We start from the raw sequence: 23473 nt of genomic DNA, 5'->3' as shown, positions 1-23473 counted from the left end.
ATTTTGTAGAAAGGTGTCGTTTTTTATTTAGAACATTTTTACTATAAATCTATTTACTTTTTGGGATAATCATACTATTATTTACTCAAGGGTTGTTCATTAAAAAGAACAAAGTGATAAATCTAAAGAACGAACTCTAAATTGCAAGTGTTCGATAGAATGAACAAAACTCAAAAACTAACAAATTATTTAGGAGGAAACAAAATGTTGAAAAAAATGAAGAATCTAGTCGTACAAGAAGAAGGGCAAGCGTTAACTGAGTATGGATTAATTATTGCGTTGGTAGCAGTAGCAATTGCAGCAACCCTAACAGCATTTAAAGGTGACTTAGTTGCAGTGTTCACAAAAATTAAAGCTCAAATTAATCCATAAAATTAGGCAAAAATCTATCAAGTCTAACTAAAAGCCCTGCTTAATTAAGTAGGGCTTAATTCTTAAATATAGAGGTAGATAAAAGTGATTTTATTAATTGTTTTAGTAACTATATTAATAGTTTCCCTTTACACAGATATAAAAAGCCGCAGGATACTAAATATTATCACACTTCCTACTATAATAATTGCATTTGTATTTCATACCTATACATTTGGTCTTAGTGGTCTTGTATTTAGTAGTAAGGGCTTCCTTACAGGAGTAGGTTTATTAATTATCCCATTTATACTTGGGGGATTGGGTGCAGGCGATGTAAAGCTAATGGCTGCAATAGGAGCATTAATGGGGACAAGCTTCGTTTTCTATTCTTTTATTTACACGGCCATAATTGGAGGGATGATTGGAGTTTTTATCATCTTAAAAACCAAAGGTTTTAGAAATTCAATTAAGTCACTGCTTATAAATATTGCACTGTTCAGAAGTAACCAAGGATCTTTAAGTATTTCAAAAGTATCAGAAGGTAAAATTTCATTTCCATACGGAATTGCCATTGTACTTGGAACGTTTTGTTCCCTTATCTGGGGTGGATAATTAATGAAATCTGAAAAAGGACAGGCACTGGTTGAGTTTGCACTTATTTTGCCATTGCTCATTATATTGTTATTCGGAATCATTGACTTTTCGAGAATATTGCATGCTTATTTAACCATTGATCATGCTGGAAGAGAAGCTGCACGTGAAGCAAGTATTGGTAATGGAGTTTCTGATGTGAAAAGTACAGCGGTTACCAATGCAGCCAGTATTGGACTAACAAATGGTCAAGTGGAAGTCACACTCGGTACAAATGCAACCGTCAAAATAACCTATCCGATATCTTTTCTTACGCCAATCGTAGGTCAGATGGTTGGACCAATAACGATTACAGATACCACTGTAATGAGGGTGGAATGAATGAAGTTATTACAAAGATTATTAAAATTGAAAGATGAAAGCGGTGCGGCTATCGTGATTGCAGCTATTTTCATGGTTGCACTTCTCTGCTTCACAGCTTTAGCCATAGATGGAGGCAGGGTTTATTTAGAAAAAGCAAAACTGCAAAAGGCTCTTGATGCAGCAGTTTTGGCAGGTGCCCAAGGGCTTAGAATAAGTGACTCCCAGGCGAGGTCTATTGCCAACGATGTCTCTGAAAAAAATGGATATACGGAAAGTAATATTTCAATTACCAGTGATTCAATTAAAGCAACAAAACAGATAATTGCAACTAAGCAGGTCACCGTACCGATGACCTTTGCAAAGGTCATCGGCTTTTCTAATGTAACAGTAGGTGCATCCGCGAAGGCCATGATTGCTCCATTGAAGAAGGCTGGCGGAATTGCCCCAATTGCAATTGAGAAAAAAGATGTCCCTTCCGCAACAATTATAAACTGTGGCGCTTCGAATCCAGGGTCCCAAAGTGGTAACTGTGGTTATCTTAGGATCGACGGCACCGGGGCAACAGATCTTGGAGAGGCTATTAAGAATGGGCTAACTTATGAAGTAGGAACCCCCGTCACAACAGAAACAGGACAAAATACCGGGCCTGTCGGAAGTGCCATTGATTTCTTAATCAATAGTGATGCAGCCAAACCAAACTGTCAAAGTCCGGATACTGCCGATCATTCCTGTAAACGTGTTATTACAATTGTTGTAATCGATACATGGGATGGAGTAAAAGGCCATGATAACGTAAATGTGATCGGGTTTGCCTCTTACTGGATTGATAAATATGAAGACAAAAAGCTATATGGGAAGTTTATTAAGATGGTTTCACCCGGTGAAATAGGTAGTAGTACCGAAATTGGTGACTATCAACTTTATGGTGTAAAACTAGTTGAATAACACCTATAGCTTAAAAATAAGGAGGCCCTATGAATACCAAAAAAATTTGGATGATATCCTTAATTTTAGGAATAACGGTGGCGTGTTTTTCCTATCTAACCATTTTTTCGAAAGACGAGGTATCCAACGCTGCTTCAGGAGAAACAGTCACTCAAGAAAAAAATCCGAAGAATAGTACTCAAACAGAAAAGAAAACCTCGGATGAACAAAAGCCACCACGAGAATTTTCCAACCCGATTGTTGAGGTTAGTAAAGGAAAGCGGGCTATTTCTTTAAGGGTTAACACAGAAGCGGGGGTATCAGGTTATCTCGCGCAAAATTCAAAAGTCGATGTCATTGCTTATGGAATGACCAAAGACGATAAAACCGGCAAAAAGTATAAATCCGCTATATTAGTTCTTGAAAATGTCAAAGTACTTGCATCAGGTAAATCATCAGATAACAAAGAAGAAGCTCTGCATTATGATACGGTGACGTTAGAGGTCACAACAGAACAAGGGATTACTTTGAGCTTAGCTTCTAAGGATAAAGATGGGTTCTATTTAATGCTCCGTAATCAGGAAGATACAGAAACAGGGAAAGCGGGGATTAAAGAAACAAGAGAAGTGATCAAAGAGGAGGACAATTAACGAAATGGATATAAACTGGGTTTATTTTTCAGATACGAATACTCCTCCTGGAGAAATTAAAGTACTCTTAGAAAAAAAGAAATTTCATTTGACCGATACGAATCAAACTGAAAAGCTTCATAGTTTGCTAGGTGAGAATAACCAATCAGTATTATTTATTAAAGCCCATACATTGTTTAACGTCTATGAACTCTGTCAAGAAATCTCGGTTGTCTACCCACATGTGTATATTATTTTAATTGTTCCTGATAATATGGAGGATTTGAAAAAGGCCATGCTAATGGGAGCATCTGATACCCTACGATCTTCTTATAACCACGAGGAACTAAGTGAAGCTGTTGATCACGCAAAGAAGTACATGCAGCATCGGGCATTGAGTGATCAAAAATTCGTTAATCTTTTAAAAGGTAATAGTAGAGTCATCGCTGTCTCAAGCCCCAAGGGCGGGGTTGGGAGAACGACTGTCACAGTGAACCTTGCTCTTGCCTTTTCGAGAATGGGAAAAAAGGTTGCTATTATTGATGTAAATCTCCAATTTGGTGAGGCAGCTATGTACTATAATATGAAACCAAAGCGAACCATTTATGAATGGGTAAAGGAAGGATATGGTCGTCAAAATCATTCAATCACCCAATTTATGACTACAGTAGAAGGGAATGTTTCTATTCTGGCAGCCCCTCCAAGGCCAGAATTTTTCGAGGGAATTCAAGAAGAGCATATCAGAGTAGCCATTGAAGAGGCGAAAGAGATTTTTGATGTGGTGTTAATAGATATGTCAAGCCAGTTATCAGAAATTCATTTACGCTGTCTTTCCATTTCAGATGAAATATTACTACTGTCAAGTAATGAAATATCAGTCTTAAGGCTTACTAAACTCTATCTAGAAACATTAGAATCTATCAATCTAAGAGATAAAGTTAAACTTATTATAAACAGATATTTTAAGGGGCATGGACTTGAGTTAAATAGAATACAGGAAATCTTAAGGTTAGATGTTTTTTACTCTTTGCCAGAACAAGCAAATGTAGCTTCTTCGGCTATTAGGACAGGGCAGCCGTTTATTCTATCAAACTCAAGAAGCCAGCTTGGAAAAGCAGTTTGGAAGCTATCTGAGAGGTTGCTTGAGCTAACAAATGAGGAGAAATCAGAAAAAAAAGAAAAACGCTGGTTTCTAATTGGTAAATAAGGAGGAACTTGCAAAATGTCACTATTTAAACGCTATCTAGATGAGTCGAATGTAGTAACTAAAACCTCCACTATAGAAATTCAAGAATTACCCATGCTTACTAAATCAAAAGAGTTTTGGGCAATTGAAGCGGGACTTCACAATTATATGTTGGAAGAACTGAAAAAGTATCCGGTCCAAAGTAAAGAAGAGGAAAAGCTAAAGTTGGAAGAGATTGCCCGACAGTATTTTGAACAAGAGGGTGTACGTCTAACGTTTGAAGAAAAACAAGAAGTGTTAGATTATGTAAAAGACGAATTACTTGCTTATGGTCCAATTACCCCATTGTTAGGAAATCCCTTGATAAGTGAAGTAATGGTTAATTCTTTTGATGAAATCTATTATGAGACAAATGGAAAAATTGTAAAAAGTAATGTTAATTTTATAGATAATCAGCATGTTATGCGGGTGATCGAGCGGATTGTTTCCCCTATTGGGCGCCGTGTTGATGAAAGTTCACCAATGGTGGATGCAAGGTTGCCTGATGGCTCACGTGTGAATGCGATTATCCCCCCGCTTGCTATAAAAGGGCCAAGTTTAACCATTCGAAAGTTCTCCGATACTCCGTTTACTATTAAAGATTTGATTCAGTTTGACACTTTAAGTGATGAGATGGCTAAATTCTTGGATATTTGTGTTAAAGCCAGGGTTAATATTTTTATTAGCGGTGGAACGGGCTCAGGAAAAACCTCCACTTTAAATGTTTTATCCTCGTTTATCCCAAATGATGAACGAATTGTTACTATTGAAGATGCTGCTGAGCTAAGACTTAATCAGGATCATATTGTTTCACTTGAATCACGTCCTGCTAATATTGAGGGAAAAGGGGAAATCACGATCAGAGATTTAGTACGAAACTCCCTCAGGATGAGACCTGACCGCATTGTTGTCGGTGAAGTTCGTGGTGCCGAGGCATTAGATATGCTTCAGGCTATGAACACAGGCCACGATGGCAGCTTAAGTACAGGGCATGCTAATTCGCCCCGAGATATCCTATCTAGATTGGAAACAATGGTGTTGATGGCAGGATTTGAACTTCCAATCAGGGCAATACGTGAGCAAATTGCAGGTGCCATTGATTTAATTGTTCACCAGTCAAGATTAAAGGATGGAACAAGAAAAATTACCCATATTACCGAAGTCCTAGGGATGGAGGGAGATACAATAGTTCTTCAGGATCTATATATCTTTAAGGAAACGGGCTTTTCAGATGACGGAAAAATTGTAGGTAAATTTATTTCGACTGGAATTCGTCCAAAATTTACCGAGCAGCTTGAGAAGAATGGATATTCCCTGCCAGCATCGTGGTTTATGGGAGAGTGGTAGGAATGAACATAACAATAGAACTGTTTTGTGTATTTTTAATAACAAGTTGTTTAATGTTTATTTTTTTAAGAGGTTATGCAAATAGGCGAAGAATTAATAACAGAATCAATGAGTTCCTGCCAACACAGCAAATGGAACAGCTTAAGCAAAATGAAGAAAAGAAAACATTTATCTTAAAACGATTTCTTCTTTCTATTGCCATGATTTTTAAAAACATTGAATTTAGTGAAAAGACAGAAAAAATATTACTTGAATCCGGAAGCGAGTTGAAACCGGAAGAATTTTTTGCACTAAGAATGTTAACTTCAGCGGGGACTGTTTTACTTTGTGTATTCATTGGGGGGGCATGGTACCTTTGTGCAGCTGTAGGCCTATTAGGTTTTGGGATACCAAAATATATAATAAGGAAAAAAAGAAAAAAGAGACTTCAACAGTCTTCTTATCAATTAATTGAGATTTTAGGAATGATGGCTAATTCAATGAGAGCAGGCTTTAGTTTTTTGCAGGCAATGCAGCTTGTTGGTAAAGAAATGCCTGAACCGCTTGGACCTGAATTTGAACGGGTGATTAGACAGGCAGGGCTGGGGGTACCATTGGAAGAGGTTTTTGAGGACTTGGTTGTACGTATTCCTAATAAGGAATTGGAGGTTGTGGTCCAAGCGATTCTAGCGCAGCGTAAAAGCGGTGGGAATTTAGCAGAGTTGTTAGAAACAATGGAGGAAACCATAAGGGGGAGAGTCCGAATTCTTGAAGAATTACATACGTTAACTGCCCAGGGAAGGATGTCAGCTTGGATTATTACATTACTCCCTGTTGGACTAGGTCTATATTTGGCCTTAGTAAATAAAGAGTATTTTCAGCCAATGCTTGTTCATCCATTAGGATGGATAATGCTTTTTATAGGCAGTGTCTCTATCTTAATAGGCTGGATGGCCATCCAGAGGATCATTAAAATCGAGGTGTAAGAGTATGTATGGATTGATTTTTTTACTATTAACAGCTTCCTTTCTAACTTTCTTTATTGCAGGAGTTCTGTTAACTCTGTTTAAAAAACAAATTGCTTTTAATGAACGTGTCAGCATGTACTTTACGGAACCTGCTAAAAATCAAAAAAGGGATCCTCTAAGCAACAATGAGACAAATAGCAAATTAAAAGCAGAGCTAAAAAGCTTTTGGGATAAAGGTACCCTTTTGTTGAATCAACGAGTGTCGATAACAGAGAGAAAAAAATTAGACCAGCTATTAAGAGATGCAGGATACCCTTTTAAATCAGCTGTCGATTTTAGATTGGGTCAATTACTCTTATGTATTTCAATTAATTTACCAATGTTTATGTTCATACTGCCAGTTGCAGAGCATAAATCATCAGTATGGATGATTATACTAATGGTTGCTATTTTAGGGTTCCGTCTCCCAATGTTTTATCTCGGTAAAAGAAAAACTCAAAGAATTAAAGAAATAAATAAATCTATGCCTGACTTTTTTGATACAGTTACACTTTTATTGGAAGCTGGAATGGGGCTTGACTTAGCGATTGTAGAGGTAGCAAAAAAAATGAAGGGTCCACTTTCAGAAGAATTCATACAAACATTAGAGGATATGAAGCTGGGCAAATCTAGAAGAGAGGCTTTTTATGAACTACGAAGACGTGTTCCTTCACCATCATTTCAAAGTGTCATCACCTCTTTAATACAGGCTGATCAGCTTGGTATAGGCATGGCGAAAGCGTTAGGTAATTTATCAGTAAGGATTCGAGAGCAACGGCGAGAAACAGCTAGGGAATTAGCAATGAAGGCTCCTGTTAAAATGTTGTTCCCAATGGTCTTTTTCATCTTTCCTTCTTTATTTATTGTCATCTTAGGTCCGGTAGTCATTCAGTTAATTACAAAAGGTTTAGGTGGATAAAATGCTATGATAGCAGGTAGTCGTGCAGCCATGATAAAATTGTAAGAAATGCTAAACTAGTAATAATTGAAAGTGACCATTTAATGAACCTGTATCGTAACGATAAAAACAAAAGAGATGTCCATAAACTAAACCATATCACAATGGTAAAGATTATTAAACTATCAATAATATAATATGTAATATAATTCCAATAGACTAAACTTCCAAGTAGACTGCAAAAAATCAGCGGTATGATAATGTCTAATGTGTTTTTTATAACCGGTTTACTCCTAGGGTCTAAGGCATTCCCGAAAATCAGTGGAAACATAAAGTAGGGAAGAACAAACCCGAATCCAAGTCCTGTTAACAGGCGCCGCTCATTATTGCTTTCAAATAAATGGGTATACGACCCTAAACCATCAATCATCATGGGAACCATAAATAAAAGTAATAAAAAGCTAACTTTTATAGTTGGGATGGTTATTATTTGATTTCGTTTAAATAGAAACAAATAAGTAAACGAGGATAAGATTCCTAAATAAATCCCCGTATCACGCGCGCAGACGGAAAGGGTCTTTCCAGAAGCAAGGAGTGAACGATCCTCTATTTGATGACAAATGGCCCTTCCGAAAAAATGCAATAGTTCGTAAATCAAGAGAAATTCCCCCCTTAAAGGACCCAATTCATTCATCACGAATGGGGTCCTTAGCTTTTTCATGACAAAAAATCAATACCCCGATAACGCCGGCATAATCGAAAGTGCCGATGCCGCAAACCAGCAAATACAGCTTAAGACCATCACAACAATGGCAATAATTAAACAGTTTTTCCCCACAGCCTTCTTCTCAAGATCCGGGTCATTCATCCAAATAATCCCTAGTACAATCCCCACCACCGGAATAAGTATCGATAGAATATAAAAAAGTGCTTTTTGTCCACCGGACACTCATTTCACCTCCATCAATATACACGTGATAATAGGAGAAAAATCTTGTTCAATGATATGTATGTCGAACGTTTTTAGAATTTGCCTGTCTTCCTTTTGAAATCTAAGATTAATTTTTCCTTTTTCACCCTGTTTTTTGTTTAGTATTGGTATAATTTGGTGGAGAAACTTGTAATCTTAAGTGAAGTGACAAAATACCTGTGCTAAAAGTACGGTTTAATAGAAATGTAATATTTTTAATAGAATTGAAACAAATGGATAGGGATTTCGTCTATAATGGGGGAAGTGAATAAACACCAAAGAGGGTATGAATCATGGGGAATCTAAAAAGAGATTGGTCCAAAGGGACGTTAGTTGTTTTTCTTGCCATTGGTTTCTTATTTACAGGGGGAGTCATAAACCATTATTTTAAGGAAAAAACTACTAACAAACCTACTAATCAATTAAAACATGAATCTATTCAACGGGCAAAGGCAAAGGGGCCAGCTCCTGATGCCATAAAAGGGGATACCATTGATCCAAGATTGGAAAAAGACCAAATGCTCAAGAGACAAGTGACTGCTTGGAGAAATCAACAAGAACGAGAGAAAAGCAACGTAAATGAAACGACTACCACGAAACCTGCCGAGCGCGAGGAAAAACCTGCCACAAACGATACAGCTTCTCCTCAACAACCAACAAAGGAATCAAAACCAGCTCAAACAGAACAACCTAAATCACCGCCAGTTAACTCCGGCTCACAGAAAACCATTTATTTAACCTTTGATGACGGTCCGTCGGCCTATTCCGGTCAGATTATTGCCCTGCTGGAAAAATTTCATTATAAAGCCACCTTTTTTATGATTGATGGCAATATCCGTCGATATCCAAATGCAGTAAAATTAATGGTTCAGTCTGAGGAGACGGTGGGACTGCACAGTGTATCGCATAATCCGAAGATTTTTTATGCATCAGCTGCATCCATTATTGCGGAATTAACGCAAAATCGTCAGACGTTGGAACAAATTTCCGGAATTAATTCTCATATTATGAGAACCCCTTATGGGAGTGTTCCGTATATGAAAGAGGAATATCGGGAGGCGGTGCGTGAAAATGGATATTTGATGTGGGACTGGAATATTGACAGCAGGGATTGGGATTATAAGGATGCCAGATATGTTAATAATGTGATTATGCAATTAAATCGGATGGTCAACCATCAAGGGCCGATCGTCATTCTGCTTCACGAAAGGAAGGAAACGTTAGCTCATTTACCTCAGCTTCTTGACTACCTGTCTAAACACGGGTGGAGTAGTAAAGCGATTGACAAAACCATGACACCGGTTCAATTTAAAGCGCAAAAGTAGTCTAAAAAAGACAAAATTGGATAAAGTTTTGATATAATTAACAAAAGTTAAACACTTTACTAGTAAACGTAAATGGAGTTCGATAAAATTCTATGATAAATAAACTTATGCAGAGCAGTGGATTTAAAAGAATATCGATTTTTGTCATCATTGCACTCGTTTTATATGCGATGCGCTCGATGATTAATTTAATCTTACTTACCTTTATCTTTACCTTCTTAATGGATCGTTTAGTTCAATTCATTGAAAAAAAGATCCCGATTAATCGCCGCTTAATTGTGGTAATCTCTTATGCCTGTATTGTTGGGTTACTTTCCTACTGTGTAGTCATGTATTTACCGATGATAATTCAAGAAATTACCGCTCTGATCAAACAGTTAACAGCTTTTTACACATCAAAGCATGATAACATTATTCTAAATTACATTGTGAAACGGATGGAAGAAGTGAAGATTTCCAGCTATTTAGAGCAAGGCTTTACTTTTTTAATTAAGTATTTTACGGATATTAGCAGTGTTACCTTACAAGTCCTATTGGCCTTGCTGCTGAGTATTTTTTGCTTGTTGGAAAAGCCGAGGCTTATTGAATTTACAAAGAAATTTAGAACGAGTAAAATTGCTTCCATTTATGAGGAGGTTGAGTTTTTTGCTCGTAAATTTGTTGGTACATTCGGTAAGGTCATTGAAGCGCAATTAATTATTGCCATAGTGAACTGTATTCTTACCACCATCTTTCTTTGGATTTTAGATTTTCCGCAATTAGGCGGCCTGTCGATTATGATTTTTATTTTGGGATTAATCCCGGTGGCTGGAGTGATTATCTCCTTAATTCCACTCGTGATTATCGCTTATAGTATCGGCGGAATCATGAAGGTTCTTTATGTGGGTATTGCGATTATGATTATTCATGCCATTGAAGCCTATATCTTAAATCCAAATCTAATGAGTTCAAAAACCAATCTTCCTGTCTTCTATACATTCATTGTCTTGATCTTCTCTGAGCACTTTTTTGGTGTCTGGGGCTTAATTATCGGGATTCCTGTCTTTGTTTTCCTATTGGATGTATTAGAAGTGACAGATCATAAAAAGGTATAACCAAAAGTCCACAGTTCGTGGGCTTTTTTCTTTCGAAACATTTCTGCTATGCTAAACGTAGATACAATAAGGAGGAACAATAAAATGAGCGAATGCAAACTGAATCACTCACATGAAGAGGTAAAAAATAAGTTTGAATCCCAGGCAGCCTTTTTGCCAGAAGACATGAAGGAATTATTCAATCAATTTTTTTTAAAAGAACATACTCAGGAATTGTTGAATGAAGTGTTCCATTTATTGAAAAAATATGATTTAGCACCATCAGAAGAAAAAAATGAGCGAAATAACCGTTTATACATGGTGTTAAAAAACGTTTAAAGAAATGAGGATATGATGGGAGAATTATTTCAACTATTAAAACGAGGAAATAAATCAGCCTTTCTTGCTACCATTATTAATACGATTATTGCTATTATAAAAGGCATTGCATTTATGTTTACAGGGAATGTGGCCATGTTTGCAGAAACGATGCACAGTCTTGGCGATGCAGCAAATCAGCTTTTTGTATTTATTGGTTCCGCATTGAGTAAAAAAGCCCCTACGGAGAAATATCCTAATGGGTTTGGCCGCCTGGTGAACCTTGTTCTTTTAGGAGCCGTATTAATTGTAGGGATTATGGCGTTTGAAACAGTCAAAGAAGGTTATCACCATATCATCCATCCGACGGAGTCCAGTGGTTTTCTAATTAATATTCTTGTTTTAATAGTAGCTACTCTGCTTGAAACCTTTGTTCTTTTTAAAGCAATGAAAGAAATATTGCACGAAATCGAATTGGAGGCAAAGGGGTTAAACGTATTTGCTAAGGCGTTTGCTAATTTAGGACGAGCAAAGCCGGCCACAAAGCTTGTGTTTATGGAGGATTTAGTAGCCACTTTAGGGGGCTTGTTAGCCATCATTGCGGTGGTTCTAGCCCATTATACGCCGCTGCATCAGGCAGAAGGTGTTGCCTCTGTCCTAATTGGAGCGATGATGCTCTTTGTAGTGGGAAGAGTCTTTTTAGATAATGCGGCCGGGGTTATTGGCCAAGCTGATGAGGAAATGGAGAATAAAATCGGAGTCCTTGTGATGGAGGACCCTGATGTAAAAGATATCCAAGATATAACTGTCATTAAAGAGGGAGAAGACCTGCACGTTGAATTGGAAATCGAAATTGATCCTAAATTAACCGTGGCAGCTGCTGATGATATCAAAGACAGGCTACAAGAAAAAATCATGGCCGAAAAAGGTGTCGTCGATGTCACGATTGAAATTGATGAAGCGGATGACGTCATGAGTTGGCAAAACCCCAAACCAACAGACATAAAAAAGGTTCACGAGAAATCGTGAACCTTTCTTTACGAGGTAAGAATGTTTTAATATTTGCTCTGAAAATTGTCCAGCTCCATCCCCTAGCGGCTAGTGTCCTTCGCTCTCCGCCCTACGATAAGTCAACATCGAATCGCTAACGCTCTTCGTGTTGTCCAGCTCCAGCGCCTAGGGGCTCGAGGTCATAAGCCAAGCCGCCAAGAAGGCAAAGAACAGCCTTCTCGCCGGCTTGTCTTATGCTTGTCGCCCCTAATCAGGCGCTTCCGCATTTCGGTTTTCCTTTATCTCAGTTGGAGCGCTCCAGGCCATACGCCGCTGACCAGGGCGATTCCGCTTTTCTTATTCCCAAGGTTTGTGTGTGGTTAAGACGCTGGCTAGGTCCTTACTGTTTCTTCGATGTACTTTCCGCTTTTCTGCCCGGTCTTTACCTGTTTCATAAAGCTTTTTCTCTTCATCGGTTTCAGGGATAATGGCCGGAACCTTTTTAGGTTTCCCATTCTCATCTAATGCCACAAAGGTTAAAAAGGCGGTAGCCGCAATTTTTCGTTCACCTGACATGAGGTTTTCAGCAATCACTTTCGCAATGATCTCCATTGAAGTAGTCCCAGTATAGGTTACAAAGGTTTCAATGCATACAGAATCCTTTGGTGTAATCGGACTTAGGAAATCAACTGAATCAATTGAGGCGGTAACGCACTCGGCCCTGGAATGTCTCACTGCCGAGATGGATGCGATCATATCGATATCACTGATCAGCTTTCCGCCAAACAAGGTGTTATGGTTATTTACATCATTTGGGAAAATCCTGCTTGTTCGGACAACTCTTGTTTCATTACAATTTCTCGCTTCCATATGTGATCCCTCCAAGTTTGTCATCTTTATTTTATCCACAAATTAGATTTTTCTTGTTTCTTTTTAGTTAAATTTAGGTAAATGTGGTACATTACATATATCAATTAATTGGTCAGGAGGTCAACAAATGAGTTTGCAAGAACAAATTATGAAAGATTTAAATGTGAATCCAAACATTAATCCAAAGGAAGAAATACGTAAGCGAATTGATTTTTTAAAAAATTATTTGTTAAAAACAAAGGCAAAAGGGTTTGTATTAGGAATTAGCGGCGGTCAGGATTCCACCTTAGCGGGACGTCTCGCCCAGATGGCTGTTGAAGAATTAAGACAGGAAGGTACGGAAGTTAAGTTTATTGCCGTTCGCCTGCCGTATGGAGTTCAGCAGGACGAAGAAGATGCACAGCGCTCACTAGATTTTATAAGGGCCGATCGCGAGGAAGTCTTTAACATCAAAAATCCAGTAGATGAAGTACAAAATGAATATAACGCCAGCATTAAAGGGGAAGCGTTAAGTGATTACCATAAGGGGAATGTCAAAGCGAGAATGCGAATGATTGGCCAATATGCAATCGGCGGCATGGAAGGCTTGCTTGTCATTGGCACGGATCATGCAGCTGAAGCGGTAACGGGATTCTTCACTAAATATGGTGATGGAGGTGCGGATCTCCTGCCGCTCACAGGTTTAACTAAGAGACAAGGAAAGGAACTTCTTAAGGAACTAGGGGCAGACGAACGTCTATATTTAAAGGTTCCTACTGCCGATCTTCTTGACCAAAAACCAGGACAAGCAGATGAGACGGAGTTAGGTATTACCTATGATGAGCTTGATGACTATTTAGAAGGCAAACCAGTTTCTCCAGAAATCGCAGAGAAAGTAGAAAAACGTTATATCCTTACTGAACATAAACGCAGACTTCCAGCCAGCATGTTTGATGACTGGTGGAAATAAAGAAACAGACGAGATTGCCGACGCGGCAATCTCTTTTTTTGTCCCATTAACACTTTACCAAGATAAAATTTCCATTGATATCGTATTTTAAAATACTTATACTTGTTGATGTTGTTTAATTTTACAGATGATTATTGACTGAAATTATTATTTTGATATAAAAAACTTTGGGAGGATCAAGCCATGGGGAAGTCAAATAAATTAGGATTTTGGGTTTTAACTGCCCTCGTCATTGGTAATATGGTTGGCTCTGGTATTTTTATGCTGCCGCGTTCCTTATCTGAGGCAGCGAGTCCTGCAGGTGTTATGTCAGCCTGGCTTGTTACAGGCTTCGGGGTTCTTATGCTGGCGCTTGTGTTTGGCAGCTTGGCTGTTCGTAAACCAAATTTAACAGGCGGGCCGCAAATATATGCAAAGGAACTATTTAAACCAGGTTCACATGCTTCCACTTTATCAGGGTTTATGTCTACATGGGGATATTGGATCGGTAACTTAGCCGGAAACGTAGCAATGATTACTACATTTGCCGGGTATTTATCCACCTTCTTCCCGATCTTAACCAGTCAGGCTGACTGGTTTACGGTTGGAAGTTTTACACTAAAGGTGGGGAATGGTCTTACGTTTCTTGTCTGTTCTTTATTGCTTTGGGGTACCCACTTTATTATCTTACGTGGTATGGAAAACGCCGGGAAATTAAACTTTTTAGCCACAGCAGCCAAAGTAGCTGGATTTGTTCTTTTTATCATTGTCGGTCTATTCGCATTTGAAAAAAGCAACATTCTGCCGCTTATGGCGCCAAGAGTGGATGATGCTGGACATGCGATCGGAATCATGAGTCAAATCAACGGTGCGGCTGTTAATACCCTCTGGGCATTCATTGGGGTAGAGTCTGCTGTCGTGTTTGCTTCCCGCGCTAAAAAGCAAACAGATGTAAGAAGAGCAACGATTCTTGGACTATTTATTGCGCTAGGGATCTATATTGGAATCAGCACCCTTGTCATGGGGATGTTAGATCAAAATACACTGATTCACTCTGATAAACCATTAATTGATGCGATTCAAACGGTTTTAGGGCCAATCGGCGGAAAAATATTAGCCACTATTGGATTGATCAGTTTATTTGGTTCAACCATTGGTTGGTTAATGTTAACTGCAGAAGTACCATTTCAAGCAGCGAAACAGGGATTATTTCTGCCTGCCTTCCTAAAAGAAAACAAAAAAGGGCTGCCAGTGTTGTCAATGATTATTTCAAATGGGTTAGGTCAGTTATTTATTTTTTCAACCGTGTCAAAATCGATTTCAGGAGCATTTGACTTTGTCATTGTCATCGCTACTTTATCTTATCTCGTCCCATATCTAATTTCGTCTGTTTACCAGCTGAAATTAGTTGTAACTGGAGAGACCTATACACTTGGATCACAAAGAATAACAGACGGGTTGATTGCTGTATTAGCGACTGCCTACTCTATATGGGTAATTATTGCAGGTACTGCTGACCTTAAAACGTTTATGTATGGAATGATTTTACTTGCAAGCGGTATTCTTTTCTATCGGCCAATCTTCAAAAAGAAAGAGACTGCCGATCAAAAAACAAAACGTGCATTATCTGCTTAACCTATCAGAATTTTTCTGATAGGTTTTTATTTTTTATAACCGGGTAAAATAACCTTACTACAAATGTATCATATTCTTTGACAGACAATAATAGTTGTATTAGAATGATTAAATCCTAGAAAAACAATATGAATTAGGGGGATTAACAACATGAAGAAACTGATGGTCATTTTTGCATTGCTCTTAAGCTTTATGCTCGTACTCTCAGCTTGCGGCAAAAATAAAGATGAAGCCAAGGAAGATCAAAAGAGAGCAGTAAATACGGAAGATAAAGACAAAACCGCTGATAATCAAGATTTACTGAAAAAAATCCAAGCCGATGGAAAGATCACGATTGGAACTGAAGGTACATATCCACCGTTCACTTTCCATGATACGAACGGTCATTTAACCGGATTCGATGTAGATTTAGCAAATGAAGTAGCCAAACGTCTAGGTGTAAAGGCGGAATACAAAGAAACCCAGTGGGATGCCATGTTTGCAGGTTTAGATGCGAAGCGTTTTGATATGATTGCAAATGAGGTTGGAATCCGTCCCGACCGTCAAAAGAAATACGACTTTTCTGACCCATATATCACGTCAGCCGGTGTTCTAATTGTTAATACTTCTAACACTAAGGTGAAAAAATTTGAAGATATTAAAGGATTAAACGCTGCCCAATCGCTGACGAGTAACTACGGTGATATAGCTAAAAAATATGGAGCCAATCTTGTTGGAGTAGAAGGATTCCAGCAGGCCGTTGAATTATTGGCACAAAAGCGTGTAGATGTGACCATTAACGATAAGCTTACTTATTTAGATTATAAAAAACAAAAGCCGGATGCACCAATTAAAGTTGCCGCAACAGCAAATGATGCGTCATCAAGTGGATTTATGTTTAGGAAGAATAGTGACAAACTCGTTGATGAAGTCAATAAAGTCTTAAAAGAGATTGTTGACGACGGCACATATAAAAAAATCTCAGAGAAATGGTTTGGTGAAGATGTACTTAAATAGTATTTTTACTGACCCGGAACGAACAGCAAGGTTAGTTGATATTGCCAAAAGTTCCCTCCAGCCTCTGCTGGAGGGGGCTGTTTTTTATACTATACCGTTAACCCTTATTACCTTTGTCATTGGAATAATATTGGCCGTTCTTACGGCTTTAGCCAGAATTTCAGAGGTGAAGGTACTACAAATTATTGCCCGGGTATATGTTTCAGCCATCCGTGGTACTCCTTTGTTGGTCCAATTATTTATCATTTTTTATGGTCTTCCCAATCTAGGGATTACATTAGATCCTTATATTTCTGCTGTCATTGGTTTTTCCTTAAGTGTGGGAGCATACACGTCTGAAATCATTCGGGCTGCGATTTTATCGACACCAAAAGGTCAATGGGAAGCAGGTTATTCTATTGGCATGACCTATTCTCAGGTGCTTAGAAGAATCATCTTGCCACAGGCAGCCAGGGTATCTATTCCGCCTTTATCCAATTCATTTATTAGCCTTGTTAAAGATACTTCATTAGCGTCACTGGTATTAGTAACAGAAATGTTCCGCCGCGGACAAGAGATTGCTTCCGTCAACTATGAATTTTTATTAGTTTATTCAGAAGTAGCACTCATTTATTGGGTTATCTGCTTTTTCCTTTCCATCCTTCAAGGGTACTTGGAAAAGAGACTGGGCCGCTATGGGGCTTAACTAGAGGAAAAAGGGAGTGTTATAATGATTAGGATCAGTGGTTTATATAAGCAGTTTGGCCAATTAGAAGTATTAAAAGGGATTGATTTAGAAGTTGAAAAAGGAAAAGTAGTGGTTGTCATCGGGCCGTCTGGTTCCGGGAAAACAACCATGCTGCGGTGTTTGAATGTACTTGAAACACCGACCAAAGGTGTCATATCCATTTCAGGACAAAGCTTAGATTTCTCTAAAGAAGTTCCAAAGAAGAATATTGCTTCTTTCCGTCGTTTAACGGGAATGGTGTTTCAAAATTATAATTTATTCCCTCATAAAACTGCCCTTGAGAATGTGATGGAAGGTCCGGTGGTTGTAAAGGGAGAAAATAAAGATACAGCCCGAAAAAAGGCCCAAACCCTGTTAGAAAAAGTAGGCCTTGGTGATAAGCAGGATTATTACCCAGCACAGCTTTCAGGCGGCCAGCAACAGCGTGTCGGAATTGCCCGGGCGCTGGCGATGGAGCCGGAAGTGATGTTGTTTGATGAACCTACCTCTGCACTCGACCCGGAATTGGTCGGTGAGGTATTAAAAGTCATGAAGGATCTCGCAGCGGAAGGAATGACCATGATCGTGGTTACGCATGAAATGCGCTTTGCCCGTGAAGCAGCGGATGAAGTTATTTTTATGGACCAGGGCGTTGTAGTCGAGCGAAATAAGCCAGATGTCATTTTTACCAATCCAAAAGAAGAACGGACGAGAAAGTTTTTGAATATGATTCAATAAGGTGCTGTAGCTCGTTAGCTATGGCACTTTTTATTTTTTTAAAACAGAAAATTGTACAGGGAATTGTGAAACTTTTCCTTTTATTAGTCCGTATTACTTACTATACTGGTTAAGAAAGGAAGAATTTAGTCCTTACTTGGTGTAATTTAGAAAAACGTCTTCCTTTTATACATATTAAAAATAAAGGATGAGTACCTATGGAACCTTTCAGCATTCCTCTAGAGACCATTTATTTGTATGCCTTGATCATTTCAGGTGTAATAACCGTTTTGTACGTATTATTTGCTGACGTTTTTCATTTTCAAGGAGCAGGAGACGGACTGGATTTTCTTAATCCGGTACTCATTTTTGCTTTCGTGACCATTCTGTCCGCAAGCGGATACTTATTTGAAAAGCTATCATCCTTACATTATTTACTTATACTTGGGATTTCCGCAGTCATTGCGTTTATCCTTGTCACCCTTTTAAATGTATTCGTTCTTGTGCCTGTTTCCAGAGCAGAGGAATCCCTTGTTTACAAAGAGTCAGATTTGCAAGGAAGGGTTGGTACGGTCATTACTCCAATTCCTGCTGATGGGTATGGAGAGGTGATGATTGATAGTACGAGCGGTCGAATTGCCAAACCGGCAAAAAGCTTTGATGGTGATTCTATTCCCAATGGTACTAAGGTGTTAGTCGTTCAGGTGAAAAACGGTGCACTAGAAGTAACCGTTTATCAACAATTAGAGAATTTCAATCTATAGGGAGGTTACGAAAATGGAATTTGGTATTATTTGGGTCATTATTGGGATTGTAGCACTTATTCTGGTTGCATTAATCGGTGTATTTATTACAAAGTACAAAACGGCAGGACCAGACGAAGCTTTAATTGTTACCGGAAGCTTCCTTGGTAATAGAAATGTCCATGTGGATGAATCAGGGAATAGAATAAAAATTATCCGTGGGGGCGGTAGTTTTATTTTACCTGTCTTTCAACAGGCTAAACCACTAAGCTTGTTATCTAGCAAACTAGAAGTAACAACTCCAGAGGTTTACACAGAGCAAGGGGTTCCTGTGATGGCGGATGGAGTGGCAATTATTAAAATCGGCGGTTCGATTAGTGAAATTGCGACTGCTGCAGAACAGTTTCTCGGCAAACCAAAGGATGACCGTGAGAACGAAGCAAGAGAAGTGCTTGAGGGTCATTTGAGATCCATTCTTGGTTCCATGACGGTGGAAGAAATTTATAAAAACCGCGATAAATTCTCGCAGGAGGTCCAGCGAGTTGCCTCACAGGACTTAGCAAAAATGGGCTTGGTCATTGTATCTTTTACGATTAAAGATGTTCGCGATAAAAATGGGTATCTTGATTCATTAGGGAAACCAAGGATTGCTCAAGTAAAGCGTGATGCCGATATTGCTACGGCAGAGGCTGAAAAAGAAACTCGTATTAAAAAAGCAGAAGCAGCTAAGGAAGCCAAGCGGAATGAATTAGAGCGGGCCACTGAAATTGCTGAAGCCGAGAAAATTAATCAGTTGAAAATTGCAGAATTCCGCCGGGAGCAGGATATCGCTAAAGCGCGTGCAGACCAGGCCTATGATCTTGAAAGTGCAAGATCGAAGCAGGATGTAACTGAGCAGGAAATGCAAATTAAAATCATTGAAAGACAAAAGCAAATTGAACTCGAGGAAAAAGAAATTCTTCGTCGTGAACGCCAATATGATTCAGAGGTGAAGAAAAAAGCTGACGCAGATCGATATTCTGTCGAGCAATCAGCCGCAGCCAATAAGGCAAAAGAAATCGCGGAAGCGGAGGCCAATAAGTATCGGATTGAAGCGATGGCAAAGGCGGAAGCCGAGCGTATTCGCCTGGATGGTCTAGCAAAAGCTGAAGCACAAAAGGCGCAAGGTTCAACAGAGGCAGAAATTATCCGCCTAAAAGGTTTAGCGGAAGCGGAAGCGAAGGAGAAAATCGCTGAGGCCTTCGAGCAGTTCGGTCAGGCAGCTATCCTGGATATGATTATTAAAATGCTTCCTGAATACGCGAAGCAGGTGGCTGCTCCGTTATCCAATATTGATAAAATTACGGTTGTAGATACGGGTGGAGGTTCTGGATCCAATGGCGGTGCGAATAAAATCACCAGTTATGCGACCAACCTAATGGCAAGCCTGCAGGAGTCTTTGAAGGCTTCAAGTGGAATTGACGTAAAAGAATTAATTGAAAACTACTCTGGTAAGTCTAATGTGAGAAAAAGCATTGAGGAATTAACAGATGAAATAAAGCAGAATAAGAACTAAGGCAGTAAAAACCTTATCATATTGATAAGGTTTTTTTATATCTATAATGTTTATAATAAAGAACGCCTCTATGAATATATCGTTTAAATGTTATTTTGATAGAATTCCTAGGTCTAAAGACTTAAATTTCGAGATTCGAAATTTTAGCTTTTAATAGGTTTAGAGGATAAAAATGGAAAAATGGGCATAAATACTTATTTTAACTGGAGTTTATATTTCTTATTACCTGTATTTTTACTAATATTTTGTTGTGTTGGGAGTAATTATCCATTTTTACGTAGTAAATTATCACTATATTTCTATTATTTACAATTTTTATACTAGTCTGATAAAATGATAGAGCACGTTCTTCTCGAAGAACATTGCACTATATAAATGGGGGGAATAAACAGGTGAAGAAGAAAAATACCTTAAAGGTCTTATCCAGCCTCGCTGCTAGTACAATGGTAGCTACTACCATGTTTGCAGGCGCATTTGCTGGAAGCACCATTGCACCAAAATCGGCATCAGCGGCAACAACAGTCTCATCGACACCAATCGATTTGAATGTAGTTGATATCGATCGCCTTGGTAAAGCACTACAACAAAGAGGACTTATTGCGAAGGATGCAACACCTGCAGAAATTACAAAAGCAGCAAAGGCCTACATACAGAAAAAACAGGGGCAAAAGCCGGGGAAAGCAGACAAAAATTTAACAAAAGAACAGCAGGAAATGGACAAAAAAGCAAAGGACTTTGTGACCAAGCAAAAGGACAAGCTAGCTAAGCAGCTTGCCAAAGGTCACCAGAATTTTAAAAAGGGTAAGCCAACTGGTGCTGTTAAAGTAGATTCTGCTAAGCAAGCAGCTTATGATGGTTCTGTTCGTACAGATAAAGTGCTTGTACTTTTAGTAGAATACTCAGACTTTAAACACAACCAAATTGTTCAAGAGCCAGGCTATATGTATGCTAAGGACTTCAGTAAAGAACATTATGAAAAAATGCTTTTTGGTGACCAAGATTTCACGCTTTTCAATGGAGATAAGATTAAAACCTTCAAACAATATTATGAAGAACAGTCTGGCGGCAGCTACACTGTGGACGGAACTGTTTCCGATTGGTTAACTGTTCCTGGAACGGCAAAGGAATATGGTGATGATAATCCTCAAGGGGGTCATGACAACCTTAATCCAAAGGGACCACGTGATCTTGTAAAGGATGCATTAGTCGCAGCAGTTAACAAGGGGATTAATTTAGCCGATTATGATCAATTCGACCAATATGATTTAGATGGGGATGGTAATCGAAACGAGCCGGACGGTTTAGTTGACCACTTAATGGTTCTTCATGCGGGTGTCGGACAAGAAGCTGGCGGCGGAGCACTTGGTGACGATGCGATCTGGTCACACCGCTGGACATTAAACGGTGTCTATGCAGTACCTAATACGACTGCTAAGGTAAATTACTGGGGCGGAAAAATGGGTGCTTATGATTACACAATTGAGCCAGAAGACGGAGCAGTCGGTGTATTTGCCCACGAATATGGACATGACTTAGGGGCTCCAGATGAGTATGATACTCAGTATACTGGCAATGGAGATACAGTTGCACAATGGTCTATCATGAGCGGCGGAAGCTGGAGCGGTCATATTGCTGGTACGCAGCCACCAAGTTTCTCCCCTCAAGTGAAAGAATTCTATCAAAATACAATCGGTGGAAACTGGGCTAATATTAAAGAAGTGAATTACGATGAAATCGATAAAAACGGTCTTGCTACTGTTATCGACCAAAGTGTGACAAAATCTAAGAACCCAGGAATTGTGAAAGTAAACCTTCCTGGTAAAGAAGTAAAAGGGTTTGCTCCAGCAACGGGTGAAAAGTATTACTTTAGCCAAAAAGGTGATGACCTAGATACGACTCTTGTAACTCCTGAATTTGATCTTACAAATGCAACAAATGCAACATTTACGTACAATACAAATTACGAAGTTGAGTTCGATTATGACTATGTTTATGTCAATGCCATTGTAGATGGTAAAACAGTAGAACTTGATACGCTTGGAGACACAAATGTAGCGGATGGCTTGGACACAACTCAAGGTAAGTGGGTTGAAAAAACCTATGACCTAAGCCAATTTGCTGGAAAGAAAATTAAGTTGTCTTTTGAATATGTAACAGACGGAGGTTATGCTCCTGCAGGTTTTGCAATGGACGACTTGAAGTTAACCGTTGATGGCAATGAAGTGTTTGCTGATGGAGCTGAAGGCGATGCTAAAGTTACGCTTGATGGTTTCTTACAGACAAATGGGATCTTCACTAAACCTCACTACTATTACCTAGAGTGGAGAAACTATGCTGGTTCAGATCAGGCTTTACAATTCTCCCGTGATGCTAAATATAATACTGGTTTAGTAGTTTGGTATGGTGATGATACATTTACGGATAACTGGGGCGGTGTTCACCCGGGTGAAGGTTTCCTAAGTGTAGTAGACTCTCATCCTGAAGCGCTTATTTTTAACCTAAAGGGTCAACCTTCCATCTCTCAAACGACTCGCTACCAAGTGGCAGATGCTGCTTTCTCATTAGATCAGACACCCGCTTGGTATGTTAATTCACCAACACGCGGTATCTATGATTACAAAGGCCTTCCAGGCGTAGCAACATTTGATTCAACAAATAATTACATTAACGATATCATTCCTGATGCTGGCGTGAAAGTACCACATCAGTATCCAATTAAGTTCCAAGTCGTTGGAGAAGCAAAAGACAACACTGCTGGTGCAGTTTGGATTCACAAGTAAGAAATAGAAAGAGACATTGGGATTTCCCGATGTCTCTTTTTATATGTTAGGCTCTGTTATTATTCATTGTTGATTTTCTTGTAGGTATGAGAATTCATAGGCGGAGAATTTCCGGCTAATGTTATAGAGGAAGCTTAAGAAGCAGATATAAGCAGAGATATTCCGATTAACTGCTCTAAATAAAACAAAATCCAAAGATTTGAATAATATAAACGGAAAAACTTCCTTTATTTTAAAGGAAATATGGGTATTTCCCAACTTAAACGGATTTTTACCGTTTATTTTTCAAACACAATGAAATCAACATTCAGTTACAACAGAGCTATAAGTTAAGAAAATATATAAATTTTCGACTTTGAGAAATGTCCAGCTCCAGCGCCAAGCCCCTCGAGGTCATAAGCCAATCCGCCCAAAAGGTTAAAAAACAACCTTTCGGTCGGCTCGTCTTATGCTTGTCGGGGCTGATCAAGGCGCTTGCGCTTTTCTTATTAAAAATATTCTCCCTCAATTTGGTTTTGACGGGGGTTTTCACCTATACTATAATTAGAATGTT

Annotated in this window: 24 protein-coding genes; 21 read left to right on the top strand and 3 right to left on the bottom strand. The window is 38.8% G+C overall.

What is annotated here, in order from left to right:
* The first annotated feature begins 159 nt into the window (after positions 1 to 159).
* The 9 genes from CVD27_RS06585 (at position 160) to CVD27_RS06545 (ending at position 7335) form a co-directional block, all read left to right on the top strand.
* On the top strand, positions 160 to 372 hold the full coding sequence (locus CVD27_RS06585; protein WP_257984287.1) for a Flp family type IVb pilin: 213 nt from the start codon (positions 160 to 162) through the stop codon (positions 370 to 372).
* Between the two features lie 84 nt (positions 373 to 456).
* A complete protein-coding gene (locus CVD27_RS06580) occupies positions 457 to 963 on the top strand; it encodes an A24 family peptidase (RefSeq protein ID WP_257984286.1) in 507 nt (168 codons plus the stop codon).
* Positions 964 to 966: 3 nt separating this feature from the next.
* Positions 967 to 1323 carry a TadE/TadG family type IV pilus assembly protein gene (locus tag CVD27_RS06575; RefSeq protein ID WP_101647097.1) on the top strand — a complete coding sequence of 119 codons (357 nt, stop codon included), beginning with the start codon at positions 967 to 969 and terminating at the stop codon, positions 1321 to 1323.
* Positions 1324 to 2250: a TadE/TadG family type IV pilus assembly protein gene (locus CVD27_RS06570; protein WP_101647096.1), complete on the top strand. Its 927-nt coding sequence runs from the start codon at positions 1324 to 1326 to the stop codon at positions 2248 to 2250.
* A gap of 29 nt (positions 2251 to 2279) precedes the next feature.
* Positions 2280 to 2879, top strand: coding sequence for a Flp pilus assembly protein CpaB (gene cpaB / locus CVD27_RS06565; protein ID WP_101647095.1), 600 nt, complete (start codon positions 2280 to 2282; stop codon positions 2877 to 2879).
* A 4-nt stretch (positions 2880 to 2883) separates the two neighbouring features.
* The gene (locus CVD27_RS06560) at positions 2884 to 4065 is read left to right on the top strand and encodes an AAA family ATPase (RefSeq protein ID WP_101647094.1); all 1182 of its coding nucleotides are present in this window, start codon (positions 2884 to 2886) and stop codon (positions 4063 to 4065) included.
* Positions 4066 to 4080: 15 nt separating this feature from the next.
* The gene (locus CVD27_RS06555; RefSeq protein ID WP_101647093.1) at positions 4081 to 5430 is read left to right on the top strand and encodes a CpaF family protein; all 1350 of its coding nucleotides are present in this window, start codon (positions 4081 to 4083) and stop codon (positions 5428 to 5430) included.
* A gap of 2 nt (positions 5431 to 5432) precedes the next feature.
* Positions 5433 to 6395 carry a type II secretion system F family protein gene (locus tag CVD27_RS06550; protein WP_101647092.1) on the top strand — a complete coding sequence of 321 codons (963 nt, stop codon included), beginning with the start codon at positions 5433 to 5435 and terminating at the stop codon, positions 6393 to 6395.
* Between the two features lie 4 nt (positions 6396 to 6399).
* Positions 6400 to 7335, top strand: a complete 936-nt coding sequence (locus CVD27_RS06545) for a type II secretion system F family protein (protein ID WP_101647091.1) — start codon at positions 6400 to 6402, stop codon at positions 7333 to 7335.
* 4 nt (positions 7336 to 7339) lie between these two features.
* On the opposite strand, the gene CVD27_RS06540 is transcribed toward CVD27_RS06545, so the two are convergent.
* Both CVD27_RS06540 and CVD27_RS06535 read right to left on the bottom strand, forming a co-directional pair.
* Positions 7340 to 7972, bottom strand: coding sequence for a DUF2085 domain-containing protein (locus CVD27_RS06540; RefSeq protein ID WP_180960185.1), 633 nt, complete (start codon positions 7970 to 7972; stop codon positions 7340 to 7342).
* Positions 7973 to 8044: 72 nt separating this feature from the next.
* Entirely contained in the window at positions 8045 to 8263 is a 219-nt protein-coding gene (locus CVD27_RS06535) for a hypothetical protein (protein WP_101647089.1), read from the bottom strand.
* A 314-nt stretch (positions 8264 to 8577) separates the two neighbouring features.
* Between CVD27_RS06535 and CVD27_RS06530 the strand changes: the two genes are divergently transcribed.
* The 4 genes from CVD27_RS06530 (at position 8578) to CVD27_RS06515 (ending at position 12029) form a co-directional block, all read left to right on the top strand.
* The gene (locus CVD27_RS06530; protein WP_101647088.1) at positions 8578 to 9609 is read left to right on the top strand and encodes a polysaccharide deacetylase family protein; all 1032 of its coding nucleotides are present in this window, start codon (positions 8578 to 8580) and stop codon (positions 9607 to 9609) included.
* 92 nt (positions 9610 to 9701) lie between these two features.
* Positions 9702 to 10703: an AI-2E family transporter gene (locus CVD27_RS06525; RefSeq protein WP_101647087.1), complete on the top strand. Its 1002-nt coding sequence runs from the start codon at positions 9702 to 9704 to the stop codon at positions 10701 to 10703.
* Positions 10704 to 10787: 84 nt separating this feature from the next.
* Positions 10788 to 11021, top strand: coding sequence for a group-specific protein (locus CVD27_RS06520; protein WP_101647086.1), 234 nt, complete (start codon positions 10788 to 10790; stop codon positions 11019 to 11021).
* A gap of 15 nt (positions 11022 to 11036) precedes the next feature.
* Positions 11037 to 12029: a cation diffusion facilitator family transporter gene (locus CVD27_RS06515; RefSeq protein ID WP_101647085.1), complete on the top strand. Its 993-nt coding sequence runs from the start codon at positions 11037 to 11039 to the stop codon at positions 12027 to 12029.
* Between the two features lie 318 nt (positions 12030 to 12347).
* Here CVD27_RS06515 and CVD27_RS06510 read toward each other — a convergent pair whose 3' ends face one another.
* Entirely contained in the window at positions 12348 to 12860 is a 513-nt protein-coding gene (locus CVD27_RS06510) for an acyl-CoA thioesterase (protein WP_101647084.1), read from the bottom strand.
* A 127-nt stretch (positions 12861 to 12987) separates the two neighbouring features.
* Between CVD27_RS06510 and nadE the strand changes: the two genes are divergently transcribed.
* The 8 genes from nadE to CVD27_RS06470 all read left to right on the top strand — a co-directional run bounded on the left by nadE (position 12988) and on the right by CVD27_RS06470 (position 22920).
* Positions 12988 to 13809, top strand: coding sequence for an ammonia-dependent NAD(+) synthetase (nadE, locus tag CVD27_RS06505; RefSeq protein WP_101647083.1), 822 nt, complete (start codon positions 12988 to 12990; stop codon positions 13807 to 13809).
* Between the two features lie 183 nt (positions 13810 to 13992).
* The gene (locus CVD27_RS06500) at positions 13993 to 15423 is read left to right on the top strand and encodes an amino acid permease (protein WP_101647082.1); all 1431 of its coding nucleotides are present in this window, start codon (positions 13993 to 13995) and stop codon (positions 15421 to 15423) included.
* Positions 15424 to 15573: 150 nt separating this feature from the next.
* A complete protein-coding gene (locus tag CVD27_RS06495) occupies positions 15574 to 16419 on the top strand; it encodes an amino acid ABC transporter substrate-binding protein (RefSeq protein WP_101647081.1) in 846 nt (281 codons plus the stop codon).
* Positions 16406 to 17104 carry an amino acid ABC transporter permease gene (locus CVD27_RS06490; protein ID WP_101647080.1) on the top strand — a complete coding sequence of 233 codons (699 nt, stop codon included), beginning with the start codon at positions 16406 to 16408 and terminating at the stop codon, positions 17102 to 17104. The genes CVD27_RS06495 and CVD27_RS06490 overlap by 14 nt, the downstream gene beginning before the upstream one ends.
* 24 nt (positions 17105 to 17128) lie before the next feature.
* Positions 17129 to 17863: an amino acid ABC transporter ATP-binding protein gene (locus tag CVD27_RS06485; RefSeq protein WP_101647079.1), complete on the top strand. Its 735-nt coding sequence runs from the start codon at positions 17129 to 17131 to the stop codon at positions 17861 to 17863.
* Between the two features lie 197 nt (positions 17864 to 18060).
* The gene (locus tag CVD27_RS06480; protein ID WP_101647078.1) at positions 18061 to 18606 is read left to right on the top strand and encodes an NfeD family protein; all 546 of its coding nucleotides are present in this window, start codon (positions 18061 to 18063) and stop codon (positions 18604 to 18606) included.
* 13 nt (positions 18607 to 18619) lie between these two features.
* A complete protein-coding gene (locus CVD27_RS06475) occupies positions 18620 to 20140 on the top strand; it encodes a flotillin family protein (protein WP_101647077.1) in 1521 nt (506 codons plus the stop codon).
* A 443-nt stretch (positions 20141 to 20583) separates the two neighbouring features.
* The gene (locus tag CVD27_RS06470; protein WP_101647164.1) at positions 20584 to 22920 is read left to right on the top strand and encodes an immune inhibitor A domain-containing protein; all 2337 of its coding nucleotides are present in this window, start codon (positions 20584 to 20586) and stop codon (positions 22918 to 22920) included.
* Positions 22921 to 23473: the final 553 nt, after the last annotated feature.

This window comes from Neobacillus cucumis, from assembly GCF_002860255.1.
GTDB classification, from domain to species: domain Bacteria; phylum Bacillota; class Bacilli; order Bacillales; family Cytobacillaceae; genus Neobacillus; species Neobacillus cucumis_A.
This window is presented reverse-complemented; position numbering and strand designations above follow the sequence as displayed.